Origin of the sequence: Roseiflexus castenholzii DSM 13941 (genome assembly GCF_000017805.1) — a bacterium.
Lineage (GTDB): Bacteria > Chloroflexota > Chloroflexia > Chloroflexales > Roseiflexaceae > Roseiflexus > Roseiflexus castenholzii.
On sequence record NC_009767.1, the window covers coordinates 5,632,280 to 5,648,454 of the forward strand.

The 16,175-nt window shown below is 61.3% G+C and carries 18 protein-coding genes and 2 pseudogenes; 10 read left to right on the top strand and 10 right to left on the bottom strand.

Annotated elements, in window-relative coordinates:
- Window positions 1-141: 141 nt before the first annotated feature.
- The 3 genes and pseudogenes from RCAS_RS25760 to RCAS_RS24405 form a co-directional block, all read right to left on the bottom strand.
- On the bottom strand, window positions 142-396 hold the full coding sequence (locus RCAS_RS25760; RefSeq protein ID WP_198136062.1) for a dihydrodipicolinate synthase family protein: 255 nt from the start codon (window positions 394-396) through the stop codon (window positions 142-144).
- Window positions 357-671 carry a dihydrodipicolinate synthase family protein gene (locus tag RCAS_RS26565; RefSeq protein WP_083760364.1) on the bottom strand — a complete coding sequence of 105 codons (315 nt, stop codon included), beginning with the start codon at window positions 669-671 and terminating at the stop codon, window positions 357-359. Before RCAS_RS26565 ends, RCAS_RS25760 begins: the two co-directional genes overlap by 40 nt.
- A pseudogene (locus tag RCAS_RS24405) lies at window positions 578-1,569 on the bottom strand (integron integrase). Before RCAS_RS24405 ends, RCAS_RS26565 begins: the two are co-directional and overlap by 94 nt.
- A gap of 387 nt (window positions 1,570-1,956) precedes the next feature.
- Here RCAS_RS24405 and RCAS_RS22695 point away from each other — a divergent pair.
- From RCAS_RS22695 to RCAS_RS26570, 4 genes and pseudogenes are all read left to right on the top strand, one after another.
- On the top strand, window positions 1,957-2,181 hold the full coding sequence (locus RCAS_RS22695) for a hypothetical protein (RefSeq protein WP_041331295.1): 225 nt from the start codon (window positions 1,957-1,959) through the stop codon (window positions 2,179-2,181).
- A complete protein-coding gene (locus RCAS_RS22700; protein ID WP_012122822.1) occupies window positions 2,171-2,587 on the top strand; it encodes a putative toxin-antitoxin system toxin component, PIN family in 417 nt (138 codons plus the stop codon). The genes RCAS_RS22695 and RCAS_RS22700 overlap by 11 nt, the downstream gene beginning before the upstream one ends.
- A gap of 120 nt (window positions 2,588-2,707) precedes the next feature.
- Window positions 2,708-2,935: a hypothetical protein gene (locus RCAS_RS22705; protein WP_012122823.1), complete on the top strand. Its 228-nt coding sequence runs from the start codon at window positions 2,708-2,710 to the stop codon at window positions 2,933-2,935.
- Window positions 2,925-3,155 (top strand): annotated as a pseudogene (locus RCAS_RS26570) (PIN domain-containing protein); the annotation flags it as partial. The gene RCAS_RS22705 and the pseudogene RCAS_RS26570, both read left to right, overlap by 11 nt.
- Before the next feature lie 2 nt (window positions 3,156-3,157).
- Here the strand turns inward: RCAS_RS26570 and RCAS_RS26120 are convergent.
- The 6 genes from RCAS_RS26120 to RCAS_RS25440 all read right to left on the bottom strand — a co-directional run bounded on the left by RCAS_RS26120 (window position 3,158) and on the right by RCAS_RS25440 (window position 8,760).
- On the bottom strand, window positions 3,158-4,048 hold the full coding sequence (locus RCAS_RS26120) for a transposase (RefSeq protein ID WP_232280103.1): 891 nt from the start codon (window positions 4,046-4,048) through the stop codon (window positions 3,158-3,160).
- 483 nt (window positions 4,049-4,531) lie between these two features.
- Window positions 4,532-5,533, bottom strand: a complete 1,002-nt coding sequence (gene fdhD / locus RCAS_RS22720) for a formate dehydrogenase accessory sulfurtransferase FdhD (protein WP_232280104.1) — start codon at window positions 5,531-5,533, stop codon at window positions 4,532-4,534.
- A 9-nt stretch (window positions 5,534-5,542) separates the two neighbouring features.
- Window positions 5,543-7,771 carry an FdhF/YdeP family oxidoreductase gene (locus RCAS_RS22725; RefSeq protein WP_012122825.1) on the bottom strand — a complete coding sequence of 743 codons (2,229 nt, stop codon included), beginning with the start codon at window positions 7,769-7,771 and terminating at the stop codon, window positions 5,543-5,545.
- Between the two features lie 77 nt (window positions 7,772-7,848).
- On the bottom strand, window positions 7,849-8,031 hold the full coding sequence (locus tag RCAS_RS22730; RefSeq protein WP_198135974.1) for a hypothetical protein: 183 nt from the start codon (window positions 8,029-8,031) through the stop codon (window positions 7,849-7,851).
- Between the two features lie 202 nt (window positions 8,032-8,233).
- The gene (locus tag RCAS_RS22735) at window positions 8,234-8,602 is read right to left on the bottom strand and encodes a M48 metallopeptidase family protein (RefSeq protein WP_012122826.1); all 369 of its coding nucleotides are present in this window, start codon (window positions 8,600-8,602) and stop codon (window positions 8,234-8,236) included.
- On the bottom strand, window positions 8,599-8,760 hold the full coding sequence (locus RCAS_RS25440; RefSeq protein ID WP_012122827.1) for a hypothetical protein: 162 nt from the start codon (window positions 8,758-8,760) through the stop codon (window positions 8,599-8,601). Before RCAS_RS25440 ends, RCAS_RS22735 begins: the two co-directional genes overlap by 4 nt.
- A gap of 205 nt (window positions 8,761-8,965) precedes the next feature.
- Here RCAS_RS25440 and RCAS_RS22740 point away from each other — a divergent pair, with 205 nt between their 5' ends.
- Window positions 8,966-10,147, top strand: a complete 1,182-nt coding sequence (locus RCAS_RS22740) for a radical SAM protein (RefSeq protein ID WP_012122828.1) — start codon at window positions 8,966-8,968, stop codon at window positions 10,145-10,147.
- Window positions 10,148-10,278: 131 nt separating this feature from the next.
- Here the strand turns inward: RCAS_RS22740 and RCAS_RS25445 are convergent, their stop codons facing one another.
- Entirely contained in the window at window positions 10,279-10,419 is a 141-nt protein-coding gene (locus RCAS_RS25445) for a hypothetical protein (protein WP_157042746.1), read from the bottom strand.
- A gap of 211 nt (window positions 10,420-10,630) precedes the next feature.
- On the opposite strand from RCAS_RS25445, the gene hrcA reads away from it, so the two are divergent.
- The 5 genes from hrcA to rlmB are packed head-to-tail and all read left to right on the top strand — an operon-like array spanning window position 10,631 to window position 16,091.
- Window positions 10,631-11,710: a heat-inducible transcriptional repressor HrcA gene (hrcA, locus tag RCAS_RS22745; protein ID WP_012122829.1), complete on the top strand. Its 1,080-nt coding sequence runs from the start codon at window positions 10,631-10,633 to the stop codon at window positions 11,708-11,710.
- Between the two features lie 30 nt (window positions 11,711-11,740).
- Window positions 11,741-12,355 carry a nucleotide exchange factor GrpE gene (gene grpE, locus RCAS_RS22750; RefSeq protein ID WP_012122830.1) on the top strand — a complete coding sequence of 205 codons (615 nt, stop codon included), beginning with the start codon at window positions 11,741-11,743 and terminating at the stop codon, window positions 12,353-12,355.
- Window positions 12,348-14,195 carry a molecular chaperone DnaK gene (dnaK, locus tag RCAS_RS22755; protein ID WP_012122831.1) on the top strand — a complete coding sequence of 616 codons (1,848 nt, stop codon included), beginning with the start codon at window positions 12,348-12,350 and terminating at the stop codon, window positions 14,193-14,195. The genes grpE and dnaK overlap by 8 nt, the downstream gene beginning before the upstream one ends.
- A 19-nt stretch (window positions 14,196-14,214) precedes the next feature.
- Window positions 14,215-15,327: a molecular chaperone DnaJ gene (gene dnaJ / locus RCAS_RS22760; RefSeq protein ID WP_012122832.1), complete on the top strand. Its 1,113-nt coding sequence runs from the start codon at window positions 14,215-14,217 to the stop codon at window positions 15,325-15,327.
- Between the two features lie 17 nt (window positions 15,328-15,344).
- On the top strand, window positions 15,345-16,091 hold the full coding sequence (gene rlmB / locus RCAS_RS22765) for a 23S rRNA (guanosine(2251)-2'-O)-methyltransferase RlmB (protein WP_012122833.1): 747 nt from the start codon (window positions 15,345-15,347) through the stop codon (window positions 16,089-16,091).
- The last annotated feature ends 84 nt before the right edge of the window (window positions 16,092-16,175 follow it).

The window sequence follows — 16,175 nt, forward strand, 5'->3', positions numbered from 1 at the left end:
AGCGACAGGCAGCGACCATCGCCAAGGGCTGCGCGCGCTGTCCAGTCTGCCGCGCGCAAACGCATCGAAGAGACCAACCACGATCTCAGGCAAAGTTTGGCAGCGCCGGAAACGCCCCCGCCGGGACCCGCCTGCGGCGCGTCACACAGCGCCTGTAAGCGGCCGCCGAATGCCATTGTAAAGCGAAGCGGGCATCGAGATCTCCGTGCGATCCTTGAGTCCGACGACGTTCGAACAGCGCGCCGCGATGGTCGCGACGACGGCGGAGGATAGCGTGTTGCCGGCGTTCTGTGGGATAATGGACAGAACGATCGGCAGATCGGGCGCCACCTCAGCGACGCGACAGGCGTGAGCGATCACCGCCTCGTCGGGCGCGCGAAAGGAGGAGGTCGCCACCGACGCGGCCTGCGCGCCGCAGCCCCGCGCGTGGCGATGGCGCCGATGTGGGCGAAGACGATCACGCGCCCCGCAGCCGCGTCCACGACGACCTCCAGGATCTGCCGGCATTCGGACGTCGTCGGGAGCGGACCTTTGCCGGCGGCCCCGGCGGGCATCAGGCCGTGGACGCTGTGGTCGATCAGCCAGGCGACGTGGGCGCGCAGGTCGGCGGTAGGGCAAGCATCCCCCGTGCGTGTTGGCAGTCGGCACCCGTCCGTGCGTTCTTTCGCCAATTCGTTGCCGGCGCGTCATCGGGGTCATCGTCAGGCGCGCAGGCTATCTTCGCCGGCAGCAACCCCATCGAGGCTAATCGTCCAACGGGCTGCGCACGGCCAGGCCGCCGCGCTGGAGGACATGGGTGTAGATCGATCATGGTCGTCTTCACGTCCTTATGTCCGAGGAGTTCCTGCACAGTGCGGATGTCGTAATGCGCCTCCAAGAGATGAGTGGCGAAGGAGTGGCGAGGGTGTGGGGGCTGACGCGTTTGGGAATGCCGGCAGCCTGCGCCGCTGCACGGATGGCCTTCTGCAAGGTATTTTCGTGGATGTAATGGCGACGCACGACGCCGCTGCGGGGGTCCACAGAGAGCCGATCGGCGGGAAAGACGTATTGCCAGATCCACTCGCGTTCGGCATTAGGATCCTTGCAGGCCAGGGCGTCGGGCAAATAGACGGCGCCGTAGCCCCTGGCCGGGTCTTCCTCATGGATGTGTTTGACCAGGCGCAGATGGTCTTTCAGGAGGGCGACCAGGCTTTGGGGCAATATGGTCACCCGGTCCTTCTCCCCTTTGCCGTCGCGCACGGTGATGGTCAGATAGTCGAAGTCCAGGTCTTGGACCCGCAAGCGGACGCATTCCATCAGGCGGAGGCCGGAGCCGTAGAGCAGGCGGGACATCAACAAGGGGGGCCGGCCAGATGCTGGAGGAGACGATGAACCTCTGCTTTGGTCAGGACGGCGGGCAGGCGTTGGGGGTTCGTTGGTGCGCAGGGCGTCAACGGGTCCCAGGTCCTGGTGCAGCACTTCTTTGTAGCGGAAGAGGAGAGCGCTGAAGGCCTGGTTCTGGGTGGAGGCGGCGACATGTTCCTTGACGGCCAGGTAAGTCAGAAATGCTTGCACTTCGGCGGCGCCCATTTCGTCCGGGTGGCGCAGGTTGTGGAACTGGATGGAGCGTTTGATCTAGTTGACGTAGGCCTCTTCGGTGCGGATGGAGTAATGTTTGAGGCGGACGGCGTCGCGGACCTGATTGAGCAGCTTCTTGGGTTTTGATTCCATCTGTCTGGACTCCTCCGGTCTTGACAGGGATTGCTTCTGGTCTTAGACTGTTAAGCGAGTTGGGCATGTTGTACAAGGGGCAATAGGGCATATTATCCAGAAGATTTCTGCAAATGCAAATCCCGACGAGAGTTACACAGATTCCACCTAAGTAACCTGGTAGTATGGGAAAATGGATTCCACCTAATCGATAGTTAGCCAGCGCAATGCGACTTCATGTGATATTATCCAACCTGGAGGTGGAAGATGAACACAGTGATTACCATTCCTTTGGATGCAGATACAGCCAGACTTTATAGTCAGGCTCCTGCCGACTTGCGAAGAAAGTTTCAATTGTTACTCAACCTTTGGCTGCGCGACCTTATCATATCACCGCGTCCCCTTCAGGCTATCATGGATGAAATCAGTCAAAAGGCGCAGGAGCGTGGCTTAACTCCTGAGATACTGGAGTCCCTGCTGAATGGCGAATGAACCGCGCTTTGTCTTTGACACCAATGTTGTTATCAGCGCGCTCCTCCTGAGACATTCTGTTGCTCGCCAAGCCTTTGACAGGGCAACACGCACAGGAAAATTGCTTGTCTCCGGTATGACTATTGAAGAATTGAACGCTGTCCTGCGACGCAAAGGATTTGAAAGGTATGTAACTGAAGAAGAGCGGATGGAATTCTTGAGTGCTTTTGTTGGGGATGGTGTTTTGGTGGAAATTGTCGAGCGCGTGGTGGCGTGTCGAGATCCCAAAGATGACAAGTTTCTTGAATTGGCTATCAATGGCAAGGCAACCTGTATTGTGAGTGGTGACGAAGACCTGCTCATTCTACATCCGTTTCGCGGGATAGCGATTGTGACACCTCGGCAATTTCTAGAGCACCCAATCTAAAGCGCGGGCTAACATGCGCATCCACCTGACGGCTTCGCCTCGCTGCGCTCGGCTCGCCGCAGGTGATGCGCAGGCCGTTAGCCTGCTTCGTGATGTTCGGAATATGAAAAGGAGAGTAAAATGAGCACGATGGTGATTGATGAGATTCTCGATCAACTCAAATTCTTGCCCTACGAATTGCAATGGCGGGTATTGGAGTTCACCCGTGCCTTGGCACTCTCTGTGCCCCGTGGTGTGCCTGGGCATCGGCTTTTGCGTTTTGCAGGTGCAATTCCCCTGGACGACGTGCAACGAATGCGCCAAGCGATAGAGCAGGGGTGCGAACAGGTTGATGTCAATGAGTGGTAAATACCTGTTGGACACCAGCGTCATTATCGCTCTGTTCGCCGATGACGCGGCTGTGAAGGACAATCTGGCGAAAGCAGACGAAATCTTCATCCCCTGTATTACCGTTGGTGAACTTTACTACGGGGCGTGGAGGTCGGCACGGATACGAGAGAATGTGGCGCGTATTGACGAATTCGCGGCGGCTAACGTGGTTCTGGAGTGTAACAGTGGAACAGCACGTCGTTATGGCGAAATCAAGAATGCCCTGCGTGAAAAGGGGCGTCCTATTCCTGAAAACGATACAGAACTTTTGAGCGCGTGTTGTTGTGCGAGCACGAGCGGTTTCGGCAACCCACGTGGGATGGTGCGTTGATGACGCAAACCATAGGCCAGCAGCCGCAAGCCAGGCGAGAACGGGCGGAGATCGCAACGATCCAATCGGTGAATGCGCCCGCGCACCGCGTCCCGTCGCGCCACAACCTCCAGAGAGACGACCCACGGATAGACCAGCGTCGTCGCAATCAGCAGGCGCGCAAGGAGCGCCGGATCGCTGAGGCGACTCCGGTTGATCCGAACGCCGCGCCTCTTCTGGTCCAAGAAAGAGGTCTCGATCGGGGCGCGGCGGCGATACAGCGCTGGCGCATGCTTCAGATCAACGTGCGTCGTCACCAGATAGATGGGGCGCTCGTCGGCCGCGTCCCAGACCGCCAGCGCGTGGACCGGGCCGTCCTGGGCCGCCGTCATCCGGGACTGCTCGACCGCCACGATCGCCCCGCGCCTGGGTGCGCGATCCCGCATTGCGATGGCGCTCTCCCCAATCGTCAGCAGGATATCGCTGGCGGTGCGACCGACATCCTGCCGACCGCGCGCGGTGATTGCTGCGTGCCCATCGGTTCTGTCATATGCGCCATTCCCCAGGATGGTCACGGCAGCATCCGCCGGAACGAACCGGGCCAGTCGCTCCAGCAGCGCGCACTGCCGCAGCTGCGGCAGATGGCCCGTGCGACCGGCCGCCGCCGCCCAGGTGATCGGGAGCGCGCGGCGCTGAGACAACCCGCTGATCAGCAAACCCATGCATCCGCGTCCAACCGTACTGCCATCGATCACGAAGATCGGCGGCTGACGGGCCAGCATGGCCATGCGCGCGTGGACCGCCAGCGGCATCCATCGCGTGGAGGTGACATCGTTATGAGGAGATGAGCCTTATCGCCGAACGCTTTGACTGCCGGCGGCATCCATCCCGTGGAGGTGACATCGTTGTGTTTGAGCCGGCGCCGAAACCGCATCACCCCGCACTCGTCTGCGGCGTGTCCGCCAGGTGTCTGTTCCACGACGTTCGGCAATTGCGTGTGTTGACTCCCAACAATCCCGGTGATCAAGCGCGCCAACGTCGCCAGGTGACGTCGTTGATGTCCATGCACATGCGGATACAGATGCAGCAAACACTGAGCGATGGCACGATATCGGCGGTGCGTGTCGCGCATGATGGGACTCCCTTCGGGTCGTTGGCGGCGAACCTCGTCGGGAATCGTATCACCTGCGGCACGTACTCATTTCAAGGCAAGATCACGAACATGTTTGCTGTACGGTAGTCAATGTTCCAATAAGGAAATTCAATCACTCTATTGAGATTCGCTGCTCACCGGCGTACACATTGCACGACGCACCGCGCAGGAATCCGATCAGGGTCATGTTGAACTGCTGCGCCAGAGTGACTGCCAGGGTCGATGGCGCGCCAACCGCCGCAACGATTGGTATGCGCGCCATCAGCGCTTTCTGCACAATCTCGAACCCGGCGCGCCCGCTGACCAACAGGATCGACCGGGTCAACGCAGCCAGGCGCCCCTGGAGCAGGTGCGCGCCGATCAGTTTGTCCACCGCATTGTGGCGACCAATGTCCTCGTGCAATGCGAGCAGCGCGCCATCGACGGCAAACAGCGCAGCGGCATGAAGACCGCCGGTTTTATGGAAGAGCGCCTGCGCCCGACGAAGCGCCGCATCCATGCCTGCCAGCACCGAAAGCGAAATGCGCACTCCATCGTCATCGGGCAGCGGAACACAGCCGCGAGTGCGCAACGCATCGAGCGACGCCTTGCCGCAGACGCCGCACGACGACGAGACGTAAAACAGGCGTCGAGCGCGCGTCAGGTCGGGTTGCGCCCCCGGACGCAGATCAACCGTGAGGGTATTGAAGCGCGCCTCCTCTTCGTCGATGTCGGGATCGGTGCAGGCGCGAATGGTGGCGATGTCGTTCCGCTCACGCACGACGCCTTCGCTGAACAGAAACCCGGCAGCCAGTTCAACGTCTGCGCCCGGCGTGCGCAGGGTCGTCGTCAGCGGAATGAGGTGGACGCCATCGGCAGTGTGGAGCGCCAGGCGAATCTCCAGCGGTTCTTCGACGACCAGCGTATCCCGGTCGCGCGTCAGTTGTCCGTCGCGCACCCGAATGACAGTGCGCCGTTGCACGTTGGGTTGGGTGAGCATGAGAATCTCCAGAAAAACGCTCTGTCTTCCGTCAGGGATGCGCGTATTCTCCACGCTCAACCCTTCACGCGCAGCCACAAGGTTCAATGTATCATCAGCCGACACAAGCACGATCGACGGCAGCCCGCCGCCCACACAGCGCATTCATTTTTCTTCACAATCCCATCGCTGCACCGTCACGATAGCCTTGTACGCCGGCACACCAGAGCCGGCGTCACGGCGATTAGGGGCGATCAGGACGTTCCCTTCGGGCCAGTGGACCTGTACGTTGCGCGGTTTCATCGGCGCGTACTTCACCCGCGCCTGCATGGCGCCCGTCTCGGAGCGAATAACCACCAGGTCGCCTTCGCGCACGCCGAGTGCGGCAGCATCGTCCGGGTTGATGAGCACATCGTCGCGCCGCGCTCCGTTGAGCGGATCGCGCTCGCCGTGGATGAGCGAGTTGAACTGCTTGCCGCGACGCGTTCGGAGCAGAAATGCCCCCTCCGGCAGCGATGCGTCCGGCGGCGTCAGCGGCGTCATCACGGCGCGACCGTCCGGCGTGGCGAAGGCGCCGTCGCGGCACAGAATGCGCCCACCCCACTGCACATGGTCGCCTGCGCGTCGCAAATGCTGAATGCCGTCGTACTCCGGCACGATGCGCGCAATCTCGTCACGAATGCGCTGACCGCTCTCGAAGTGAATAAGGTGCGCGCGCTCCGGCGCGACCCGTTCCGCCAGTTGCATGAAAATCTCCCACTCGCTGCGCGCTTCCGCCGGCGGCGGCACAATCGACGGCGAGAAGATGATCTCGCGCTCGGTGCTGGTTTCGGTTCCGCCATCACGCTGCTCATAGCGTGTGGCGGCCGGCAGCAGAATGACCGTGTCCGCCGGATCGACGAGCATCTGCGAGGTGAGGATGATGTCCTGATGCACCCGCAGCGACGGGCGCGCCAGCGCCGCGCGAATGTATTCCGGGTCGGGCAGGGTATCGAGGAAGTTGCCGCCTGCCGCATAGAAGACATCGATCTCACCGGCGTGCGCCGCATCGAGCATATCGCCGCAGGTAAGACCCTTCCACGCCGGTACGTCGAACCCCCACTGTGCGCTCAACCAGTGCGCCTGCTCCTCATTCACCGGTCGTCCGCCGGGAAAGGTGGTGGCAGTGCATCCCATTTCGCCGCCTCCCTGGACGCCGCTATGCCCGCGGATCGGCATGACGCCGCAGAACTCGCGCCCGATGAAGCCGCGCGCCAGCGCCAGGTTCAGGATCGCTTTGACATTCTCGACGCCGTACTCGTGCTGGGTGACCCCCATGCTCCAGACGAACACCGCACTCTTCGCCTGCGCCAATATCGCAGCAAAAGCGCGCATGTCCTCACGGCTGGCGCCGCTGGCACGCTCCAGCAGATCCCACGACTGCGTTTCGAGGTGCGCTTTCACCTGCGCAAAACCGCTGGTGTGCGCCGCAACGAATGCGTGGTCGATCCAGTCGTTTTCAATCAGATGCCTCAGCGTTCCGTTCAGGAACGCAATGTCACCGCCAGTGTGAATCTGAAAGAAACGGTCGGCAAGGCGCGTGCCGAACAATGCGCTCTCGAAGACGCTCGGCACCCAATAGCGTTCCAACCCCGGCTCGCGGTACGGATTCACCACAAAAATGCGCGTACCCTGCTGCTTCGCATAATAGAGGTACCTGGTCGTGACCGGCTGGTTATTCGGCGTATCGCTGCCAATGAACACCAGCGCATCGGCGCCGATCCAATCGCGGTAGCTGCACGTTGAGGCAGCCACGCCGAGCGTCTGTTTCATCGCCGTTGTGCTGGGAGCGTGGCACAACCGCGCTGCATTGTCTACATTGTTCGTTCCGAGAAACCGCGCCGCTTTTTGCGCCACGTAATAGGTTTCGTTCGTCAGGCCGCGCGAAGTCAGGTAGAATGCCACGCGCTGCGGATCGGTTGCGCGAATGCGGTCGGCGATCAGATCGAGCGCCTGGTCCCACGTTATGCGCCGGAAACCGGCGTCGCCACGCCGACGGATCATCGGAAAGGGAAGCCGACCGAGGGCGCGTAGTTGTCTGCCATTCAATGCGCGCAATCCGGCGACATCATCGAGGCGGCGGATGTCGAGCGGCGGCATGGTATTGAGCCGCAACAGATTCAGACGCACCGTGCAAAGGTGGATGCCATCCATCGTAAAATCGCGCAGACCGGTCGTGCCGAGGGCGCATCCATCGCACACACCGTCGCGCAGGATGCGCCATGCAGCGCCGAGGTTATCGCGGTTCTCCCAGATCGTGCGCACAATTTCCCCGTAATGGTTCGGCTTCACGTGGCCCAACCCATTGGGAACAAGGCTGACCCACGTGGCAGGATTGAAGCCGCGCAGTTTCATAGCGCCTCCTTCGCGGTTGCGGAGAAAGGGGAATGATGACGACGCAATGATATTGTACCAGCAGGAGACGCCGGTTGTCATCGTTGTGAGAACGAACCGCGCAACGGCAGCCAGATCGGCGCCATGAGCGTCAGGCTGACGGCGTGGAGCGGCAATCGCCACCACCAGGGCGCCATGTCATCGAAGGCAGGCGCCGGTTGCGCTGCCGGACGGAGTGGCGCGGCTTTCGACCATGCCAGAAGTGCGTCACCGACCGGCAACACCCCCAGCGTATCGCGTTTTCGCCGCCGATGTCGATTCCCATGTCGGGGAACTTGCCGCCGAACTACAGCGGTTGCAGCGGACGGTCTGCTGCAACCGGTTATTCGTACTATAACGAAGGTTGGTACACCGAAGATGTTTAGGGTCGAGCCAGCCGCTTTCGGAATTCATCTCAATAAGATGTGCTGATCAAGCCTTGCATCAATCTTTGCCTATGATTCCGTTAACGAAAGGTTTTTCCTCCTCGGCAAAGGAAGCCGTTTCGGCTGATGCCAGATAGGCGTTGAGTAACGCCTTGAATAACTTGCCGTGATTGGGCACTTTGAGGTGCAGCAATTCATGGACGATGACTTCACGGCGAAACTCGGCGGGCTGACGCAAGAGGTCGGTGTCGAAGGTGAGCCGGCCCCGCGAGGAGCAACTGGCCCATTTGCGCTTCATCGGACGGAAGCGCACCTCGCGCGGGGTCACCCCCAATGTCCTGGCCCAGGCCTCCACTTCAGCCCGGAACACGTCAAGCGGGACGGCCTGCTCGAGCGGCAACCACTGTGGGCTGGCGGCTTTTCTCATTGGACAGCCCTCCGCAACAGGTTGAGGATGGCGTCGGCCCAGGCGACAACATCGCTGACTCCGGCATCGAGCATGGCTTTATAGAGCACTTTGCGCAGTTCGCTCTCCTGCCTGGGACTGCTGATCCAGTGGGGGAAGTCCGCAAAGGCGCGTTCCATGCGTTGCGCCTAACTATACTAATTCGCATTAATTAAGGTTGCACGAGGGACCATTGTTCATCCGTCACATCCATTGGCTCGCCTCCTGCTCAGGAATGTTTGAGATAGCTTCTAGTTTGTTTTTCAAACCAGTATTTCACTCCTTTTTTTGGCGCCTGTCAAGCGCTGGTGCGGCATAACGCATCCCGATGTATAATCACGCGCTATGGACCTCGATGAAAAACTCGCCATTCTGGCGCCGGCGGCGCGCTTCGATGCCTGCGACCGGTTCCTGGGGAAACGCCGCGCGCCGCCCCCTGCAACCGGATGGAACGACGACGCTGTGGTTGCCGATGCCGACAGCGATGGGCGCGCGTTGCCGGTCTTCCGGTTGTTGCTGAGCAACCGCTGCGAATGGAACTGCGCCTACTGCCCGTTGCGCTCCGGCAACGACATGCCGCGCGCCGCGCTGAACCCCAACGAACTCGCGCGCGTCGTTCTGCCGCGCGTCGAACGAAAGACGGTGCAGGGGTTACTTATCTCCACTGGGGTCGATGGCAGCCCGTCCGTTGCGACCGAACGCCTGCTCGATGCTGTTGAAGCGCTGCGCGCGCGCCATGGCTATACCGGGTACGTCCACCTGAAATTGCCACCCGGCGCGCCCGCTGCGGACATTGAGCGCGCCGCGCGCCTTGCCGACCGTATCAGCCTGAATCTGGAAGCGCCGACGGCAATGCACCTGGCGCGTATTTCGCCGGAGCGCGACTGGCTGCGCGACCTGATCGCGCCGCTGGCGCTGGCGCGCGACTGGAGTCGGACCGGCGCTATTCGGGCGGGGCTTGCGACGCAGTTCGTGGTCGGCGCGGCCGGCGAAAGCGACCACGATCTCCTGGTGACAACCACGTGGCTCTACCGCGACCTGGGGTTGCGGCGCGTCTATTTTGGCGCGTTTCGACCGGTTGCCGGCACGCCGCTGGAGCAGCGCGCACCCACGCCATTCGTGCGCGAACAGCGCCTCCGCGAAGCCGACTGGCTGGTGCGGCGCTACGGCTTCGATCAGCGCGAATTGCCCTATGATGCGGCAGGCAACCTGCCGTTGCACATCGACCCAAAACTGGCCTGGGCGTTGGCGCACCCCGAACGCTTTCCGGTTGAACTGAACAGCGCCGACCGCGACGAACTGTTGCGGGTGCCGGGGTTGGGTCCGGTGAGCGTGGCGCGCATTCTTCGTCTGCGGCGTGAAGGGCGCTTTCGCGAACCGGCGCACCTTGCAGCGCTCGGCGGAGCGCTTGCGCGCGCCCGTGACTTTGTGACGCTCGATGGACGCTTTTTCGGCAGGAACGAACGTGACCGCCTGCGCCATTATGCCCGGCAATCGGAAATTGCCGAGCAGTTGACCTTGTGGTAGACCGATCCGGTCTTCATTCGCGCCTGTCCCATCGCCGGAAACCTTCGGAACGTCGCATTGAAGAGCGCTCGCGGGGGCGCCTTATGGTGCGTTGCGCGCGACCCGCCGCCTTCACTCCCGGTTGGCGCCATTCAGGAAAGGAACTGCACCAGAAGAAAAATCACAACCCCTACGATTGCCAGGGAGATAATAAACCGTAGAATGCCGGCCACTATTTTGAAGACCATGTACACGGCAAGCGCGGCGACGATAATGACAACAAGCGACTCCACCGGAAAACGCTCCTTCTGACCGATCCATCGTTGCAGAGCACGTGCGAAGTATGATACAATACTATGCGTCATGGCGTGCAAAGGCACGCCAATCATTTAGCCTGGAATGCTAGCACTCACCGGTCGAGAGTGCTAACAGACGTGCAGGGCAGGCGCTCGAGGCGACACGAGGCGGGAAGAGACCGAAGAGACTGTGCCAGAGGAACAGTGTATGACGACCGATCTGACCGATCGCCGCCAGCTGATCCTGAAACTGGCGATCCAGGAGTTCATTGAGAGTTCGCAGCCGGTGGCCTCGGAGTTGCTGGTGCGCAAATATCGGCTCAATGTATCGCCTGCGACCGTGCGGAATGAACTGGCGGCACTGGAAGAGTTGGGCTATCTGACGCACCTGCACACATCGGCCGGGCGTGTGCCGACCGATGCAGGGTATCGCTATTTCGTCGAGAACCTGATGGATCGCACACCGCTGTCGGCAACTGAGCAGCGCACCATCCGACACCAGTTTTACCAGGTGCGCAGCGAACTCGACCAGTGGATCCAACTGGCGGGCGCTGTGCTGGCGCGCACTGCGCAGAACGCCTCGGTCGTCACGCCGCCGCGCGCGCAGCAGGCGCGCCTGAAACACCTGGAGTTGATCTCGATCCACGACACAACGGCGCTCATGGTGCTGGTGCTGCACGATGGCACCATTCGTCAACAGACGCTCACGCTCGATATGGCGCTCTCGCAGGAGGAATTGAGTCGCCGTGCATCGCGTATCAACGAACGTTGCGCCGATGCGCCGGTGGAGCGGGTCGAGGAGTTTCTCAAGCAGGAACGCGCCCATGAGCCGCCAGGCGGCGATGCGCTCGCCTGTCAGGTGCTCGACCTGATCGTGAAGGCGATGCACCAGTTCAATGAGCATCTGAACAGCGATATTCATAGCGATGGACTGATCGAGATTTTGAACCAGCCAGAGTTCTCGCAGGTCGAACGGGTGCGCCGAATGATCGAGATTCTGCAAAGCCGACGCGCGCTCGGCACGCTCATTCCGCGCGCGCTTTCCAGCAGCGGCGTGCAGGTGGTGATCGGCGGCGAGCATAGTTATGATGAAATGCGCGAGTATAGCGTCGTGCTGTCGCGCTACGGCGGCGGCGAGATTGTCGGCGTGCTCGGCGTGATTGGTCCGACGCGCATGGCATATCCACGCGCTATTTCGGCGGTGCGCTATATTTCCGCCGTGATGAGCGACCTGCTGGCGGAACTCTATGGGATTGAAGGAGATACCCACTGGGAAGTGGAATCCTGAGAGTCCACCCTTCGAGGGAGGTTGATGCCAATGTCTGACGAATTGCAACCTGTGCCACATCCTGAGCAGCCGGAAACGCCCCCCGACGGGCAGGAGGTTGTTGCAACCGAAACGCCCGCCACGGAAAGCGGTGCGCCTCCGAGCGTCGATGATCTCCAGGCGCGCATTGCTGAACTGGAGCGTGAAAATGCCGAACTGCGGGATAACTGGCTGCGCGCTGTGGCGGATTATAAAAACTTTAAGCGCCGCACCGAACAGGAGCGCGCCGATCTGATCCGCAACGCCAGCGCTGCGCTCCTGCTCAAGTTGCTGCCGGTGATGGACGACCTCGAGCGCGCAATGGCGAATGTCACGCCCGACATCGCCGAGACGCCATGGTACAATGGGTTTAAGCTTATCCCGCAAAAATTGCAGACGATCCTCGAAAGCGAGGGAGTCTCTCCAATGCAGACGGTTGGAGAGGCGTTCGATCCAAATCGCCACGAGGCAATCATTTATGAGCCGTCGGAGGATGGCGAGGATGGCAGAGTGATTGCCGAACTTCAACGCGGCTATCTGCTGCGCGACCGCGTGCTGCGACCGGCGATGGTGAAGGTCAGCCAGGGGCGAAAGCAACCATCAGGTTCAGAGACAACGCATGAGTAAAATCATCGGGATCGACCTTGGCACGACCAATTCCGTCGTCGCGGTGATGGAAGGCGGCGAACCGGTGGTTATTGCCAATGCCGAGGGGAGCCGCCTGACCCCTTCGGTCGTTGCGGTCAATAAGGCGGGTGAACGTCTGGTCGGGCAGACTGCCAGACGGCAGGCGGTCGTAAACCCGGAACACACGATTTTCTCGGTCAAACGCTTCATCGGGCGCAAACTGTCTGATCCGGCGGTGCAGAAGAGCCGGGCGCTGGCGCCGTATCGCCTGGTCGAGGCGCCAAACGGCGATGCCTGGGTGCATATGGGTGGGCGCGATTATAGCCCGCAGGAGATTTCGGCGTTTGTGCTGCAAAAACTCAAAGCCGACGCCGAGGCGCACCTGGGCGAACCGGTGACGCAGGCGGTGATTACGGTTCCTGCCTATTTCAACGACAGTCAGCGCCAGGCGACGCGCGATGCCGGTCGGATCGCCGGACTGGAGGTGGTGCGCATTATCAATGAGCCGACGGCGTCGGCGCTGGCGTATGGTCTCGACCAGAATACGCACAATCATGTGATCGCGGTCTATGATCTCGGCGGCGGCACGTTCGATATTTCGATCCTCGAACTCGGCGACGGGGTCTTCGAGGTGAAAGCCACCAACGGCGATACGCACCTCGGCGGTGATGATTTCGATCAGCGCATCATCGAATGGATGGCAGCCGCGTTTCAGCAGGAGCACGGCATCGATCTGCGCGCGGATCGGGCCGCTCTGCAACGGATGAAGGAGGCGGCTGAGCGCGCCAAGCAGGAACTTTCAACCGTTGTGCAGACGGAGATCAGTCTGCCGTTCATCACTGCCGACTCCAGTGGTCCGCTCCATCTGCATATGACGCTGACCCGCGCCAGACTGGAGCAACTGACTGCCGATCTGATCGAACGCACCATTGGTCCGATGCGGCAGGCGCTTGCCGATGCCGGGATGCGTCCGAACGATATCGACGCTGTGGTGCTCGTCGGCGGGCAGACGCGCATGCCCGCCGTGCAGGAGATGGTGCGCCGGTTTTTCAACCGCGAGCCGCATCGGGGCGTGAACCCGGATGAGGTTGTGGCGATTGGCGCCGCGATTCAGGCTGGCGTGCTCGCCGGGGAGGTGGGGCATGTGGTGCTGCTCGATGTGACGCCGCTGACCCTGGGCATCGAAACGCTTGGTGGGGTGATGACACCGCTCATCGAGCGCAATACGACGATTCCAACCCGGAAAAGCCAGGTGTTCTCTACCGCTTCGGATAACCAGAGTAGCGTCGAAATCCACGTGTTGCAGGGTGAACGTGTCGAAGCGCGCGCCAATAAGTCGCTCGGACGGTTCGTGCTGGACGGCATTCCGCCAGCGCCGCGCGGCGTACCTCAGATTGAGGTGACGTTCGATATCGATGCGAATGGCATTTTGAACGTCTCAGCCGCCGATATGCGCACCGGCGCAGCGCAACGTATTACGATTACGGCATCGTCAGGGCTGTCTGAAGATGAAATCCAGCGCATGATCGCGGAAGCGGAACAGTACGCCGAAGAGGATCGCCGACGGCGCGAACTGATAGCGGCGCGGAATGCGGCGGATAGCGCGATCTACCAGGCGGAGCGCCTGCTGCGTGAGACAGGGGAAGCCATCGACGAAGCCGTGCAGGCGCAGGTGCGCGACCGGATCGCAGCCGCGCGGCTGGCGGCCGAGGGCGATGATACGAATGAGATTCGGAATCGGATAGCGGAACTCACGGTTGCGGTGCAGCAGGCGGTGCGGACAACCAACACGCGCAGCGCCGCCGGCGGGGACGCGGATCGCGAAAACGATATGCGTTGAGCGTTGCTGAGGCGGCATTATGGCAGTCAAGCGCGACTATTACGAAGTGCTGGGCGTTCAGCGCAACGCCTCGCAGGACGAGATCAAAAAGGCGTTTCGCCGCCTGGCGCGGCAGTACCATCCCGACGTCAATAAGGCGCCGGACGCCGAGGCGAAATTCAAGGAGATCAACGAGGCGTATGAGGTGCTGTCCGACCCGGAGAAGCGCAGTATGTATGATCGGTTCGGTCATGCCGGTCCGACTGCGGCGCCGGGGTTCGATCCCTTCGCCAGCGCCGATCCGTTCAGTTCGATCTTCGAGACGTTCTTTGGCGGCACGATGCGCGGGACGCAGCGCGGTCCACAACGCGGCGCCGATCTGCGCTATACGCTGTCGATCTCGTTTGAGGAGGCGATCTTCGGCGTTGAAAAGACGATTGAGTATCGCCGAATGGAAACCTGCCCGGCATGCCGCGGCAGCGGCGCCGAACCGGGCACCGAGCCGGTGCGCTGCCCGAAGTGCGGCGGTCTCGGCGAAATTCGACAACGCGCGCCGCTCTTCAATATGGTGACGGTGACGACCTGCGATATGTGTCGCGGTGAGGGGACGGTCATCGCTATTCCATGCCGTGAATGCCGGGGTGAGGGGCGCATCCGTCAGACGCGCAAAATCACGGTGCGTGTGCCTCCTGGCGTTGATAGTTCCGCGCAAATCCGGATCAGCGGCGAGGGAGATGCCGGTCCGCGTGGCGGTCCGTATGGCAATCTCTATGTTGTCATCGACGTTCAACCGCATCCGTTCTTCATCCGCGAAGGCAACGACATCATTCTCGAATTGCCGCTCAATGTCGCGCAGGCGGCGCTGGGGACCGAGGTCGATGTGCCGACTATCGAGGGTACGGAGCGTCTGCATATTCCGCCCGGCGTTCAGAACGGCGCAGTGTTCCGCATTCGAGGGAAAGGCGCGCCGTTTCTCCGCAGTAGTGGTCGCGGTGATCAGATTGTGGTGGTGCGCGTCGTTGTGCCAACCAATCTGAACGACCATCAACGCCGGTTGTTTGAAGAACTTGCGCGCTCGCTCGAAAATGAGCCGATTGGCAATCAGCGTGATGAGGGTTTCTTCGGGCGCATTAAGAATGCGCTCGGTCTGTAATCTTGAGTGTGCCGTCTATGGCTGATCTGCTGTATGGCCGCAATGCGGTGCGCGAGGCGTTGCGCGCCCGGCGACGCGCTTTTCAGCGCCTGCTCGTTTCGGCTGGTGCGCAGGAGACCGGCGCCCTTGGTGAGATTGTGCGCCTTGCCGGTGAGATCGGCGTGCCGGTTGAACGGATCGACCGGCGTGAACTCGACCGCCGCCTGCTCGATGCGAACCATCAGGGCGTGGCGCTCGAGTGCGGCGATTATCCCTACGTCGATCTTGATGATTGTCTGACGCTTGCAGAAGAACGAAACGAACCGGCGCTCCTCCTCATGCTCGACCATATTCAGGATCCGCAAAATGTCGGGACGCTCCTGCGCACGGCAGAGGTCGTCGGGGTGCATGGCGTCATCATCCCTGGTAGACGCGCAGCGGAGATCACGCCGGCCGTCGTGAATGCTTCGGCGGGCGCCGTTGAACACTTGCGGATTGTCGTTGTCAGCAATCTTGCGGCGACGATTGAACGGGTGCAGCACGCCGGTGTGTGGGTTGTGGGGGTCGAGGACGACGAACGCGCGCGGGTGTTCGATGAGGTCGATCTCGACCTGCCGCTGACACTGGTGCTCGGCGCAGAGGGATCGGGGCTTGCGCGCCTGACGCGCGAACGTTGCGATTTTCTCGTGCGTTTGCCGATGCGCGGGCGGATTGCGTCGCTGAATGTGGCGGTCGCCGGGAGTATTGTGCTCTACCATGCGTGGCGGGTGAGAGTACGGGGTTAGGGGTCGGAGCAGAGGGTGTTGGCAAGGACGCCGATGCACTGGTCTGCGAAAAGCGCGCTGAAATCCCGGCAATTGCGGCGAAGC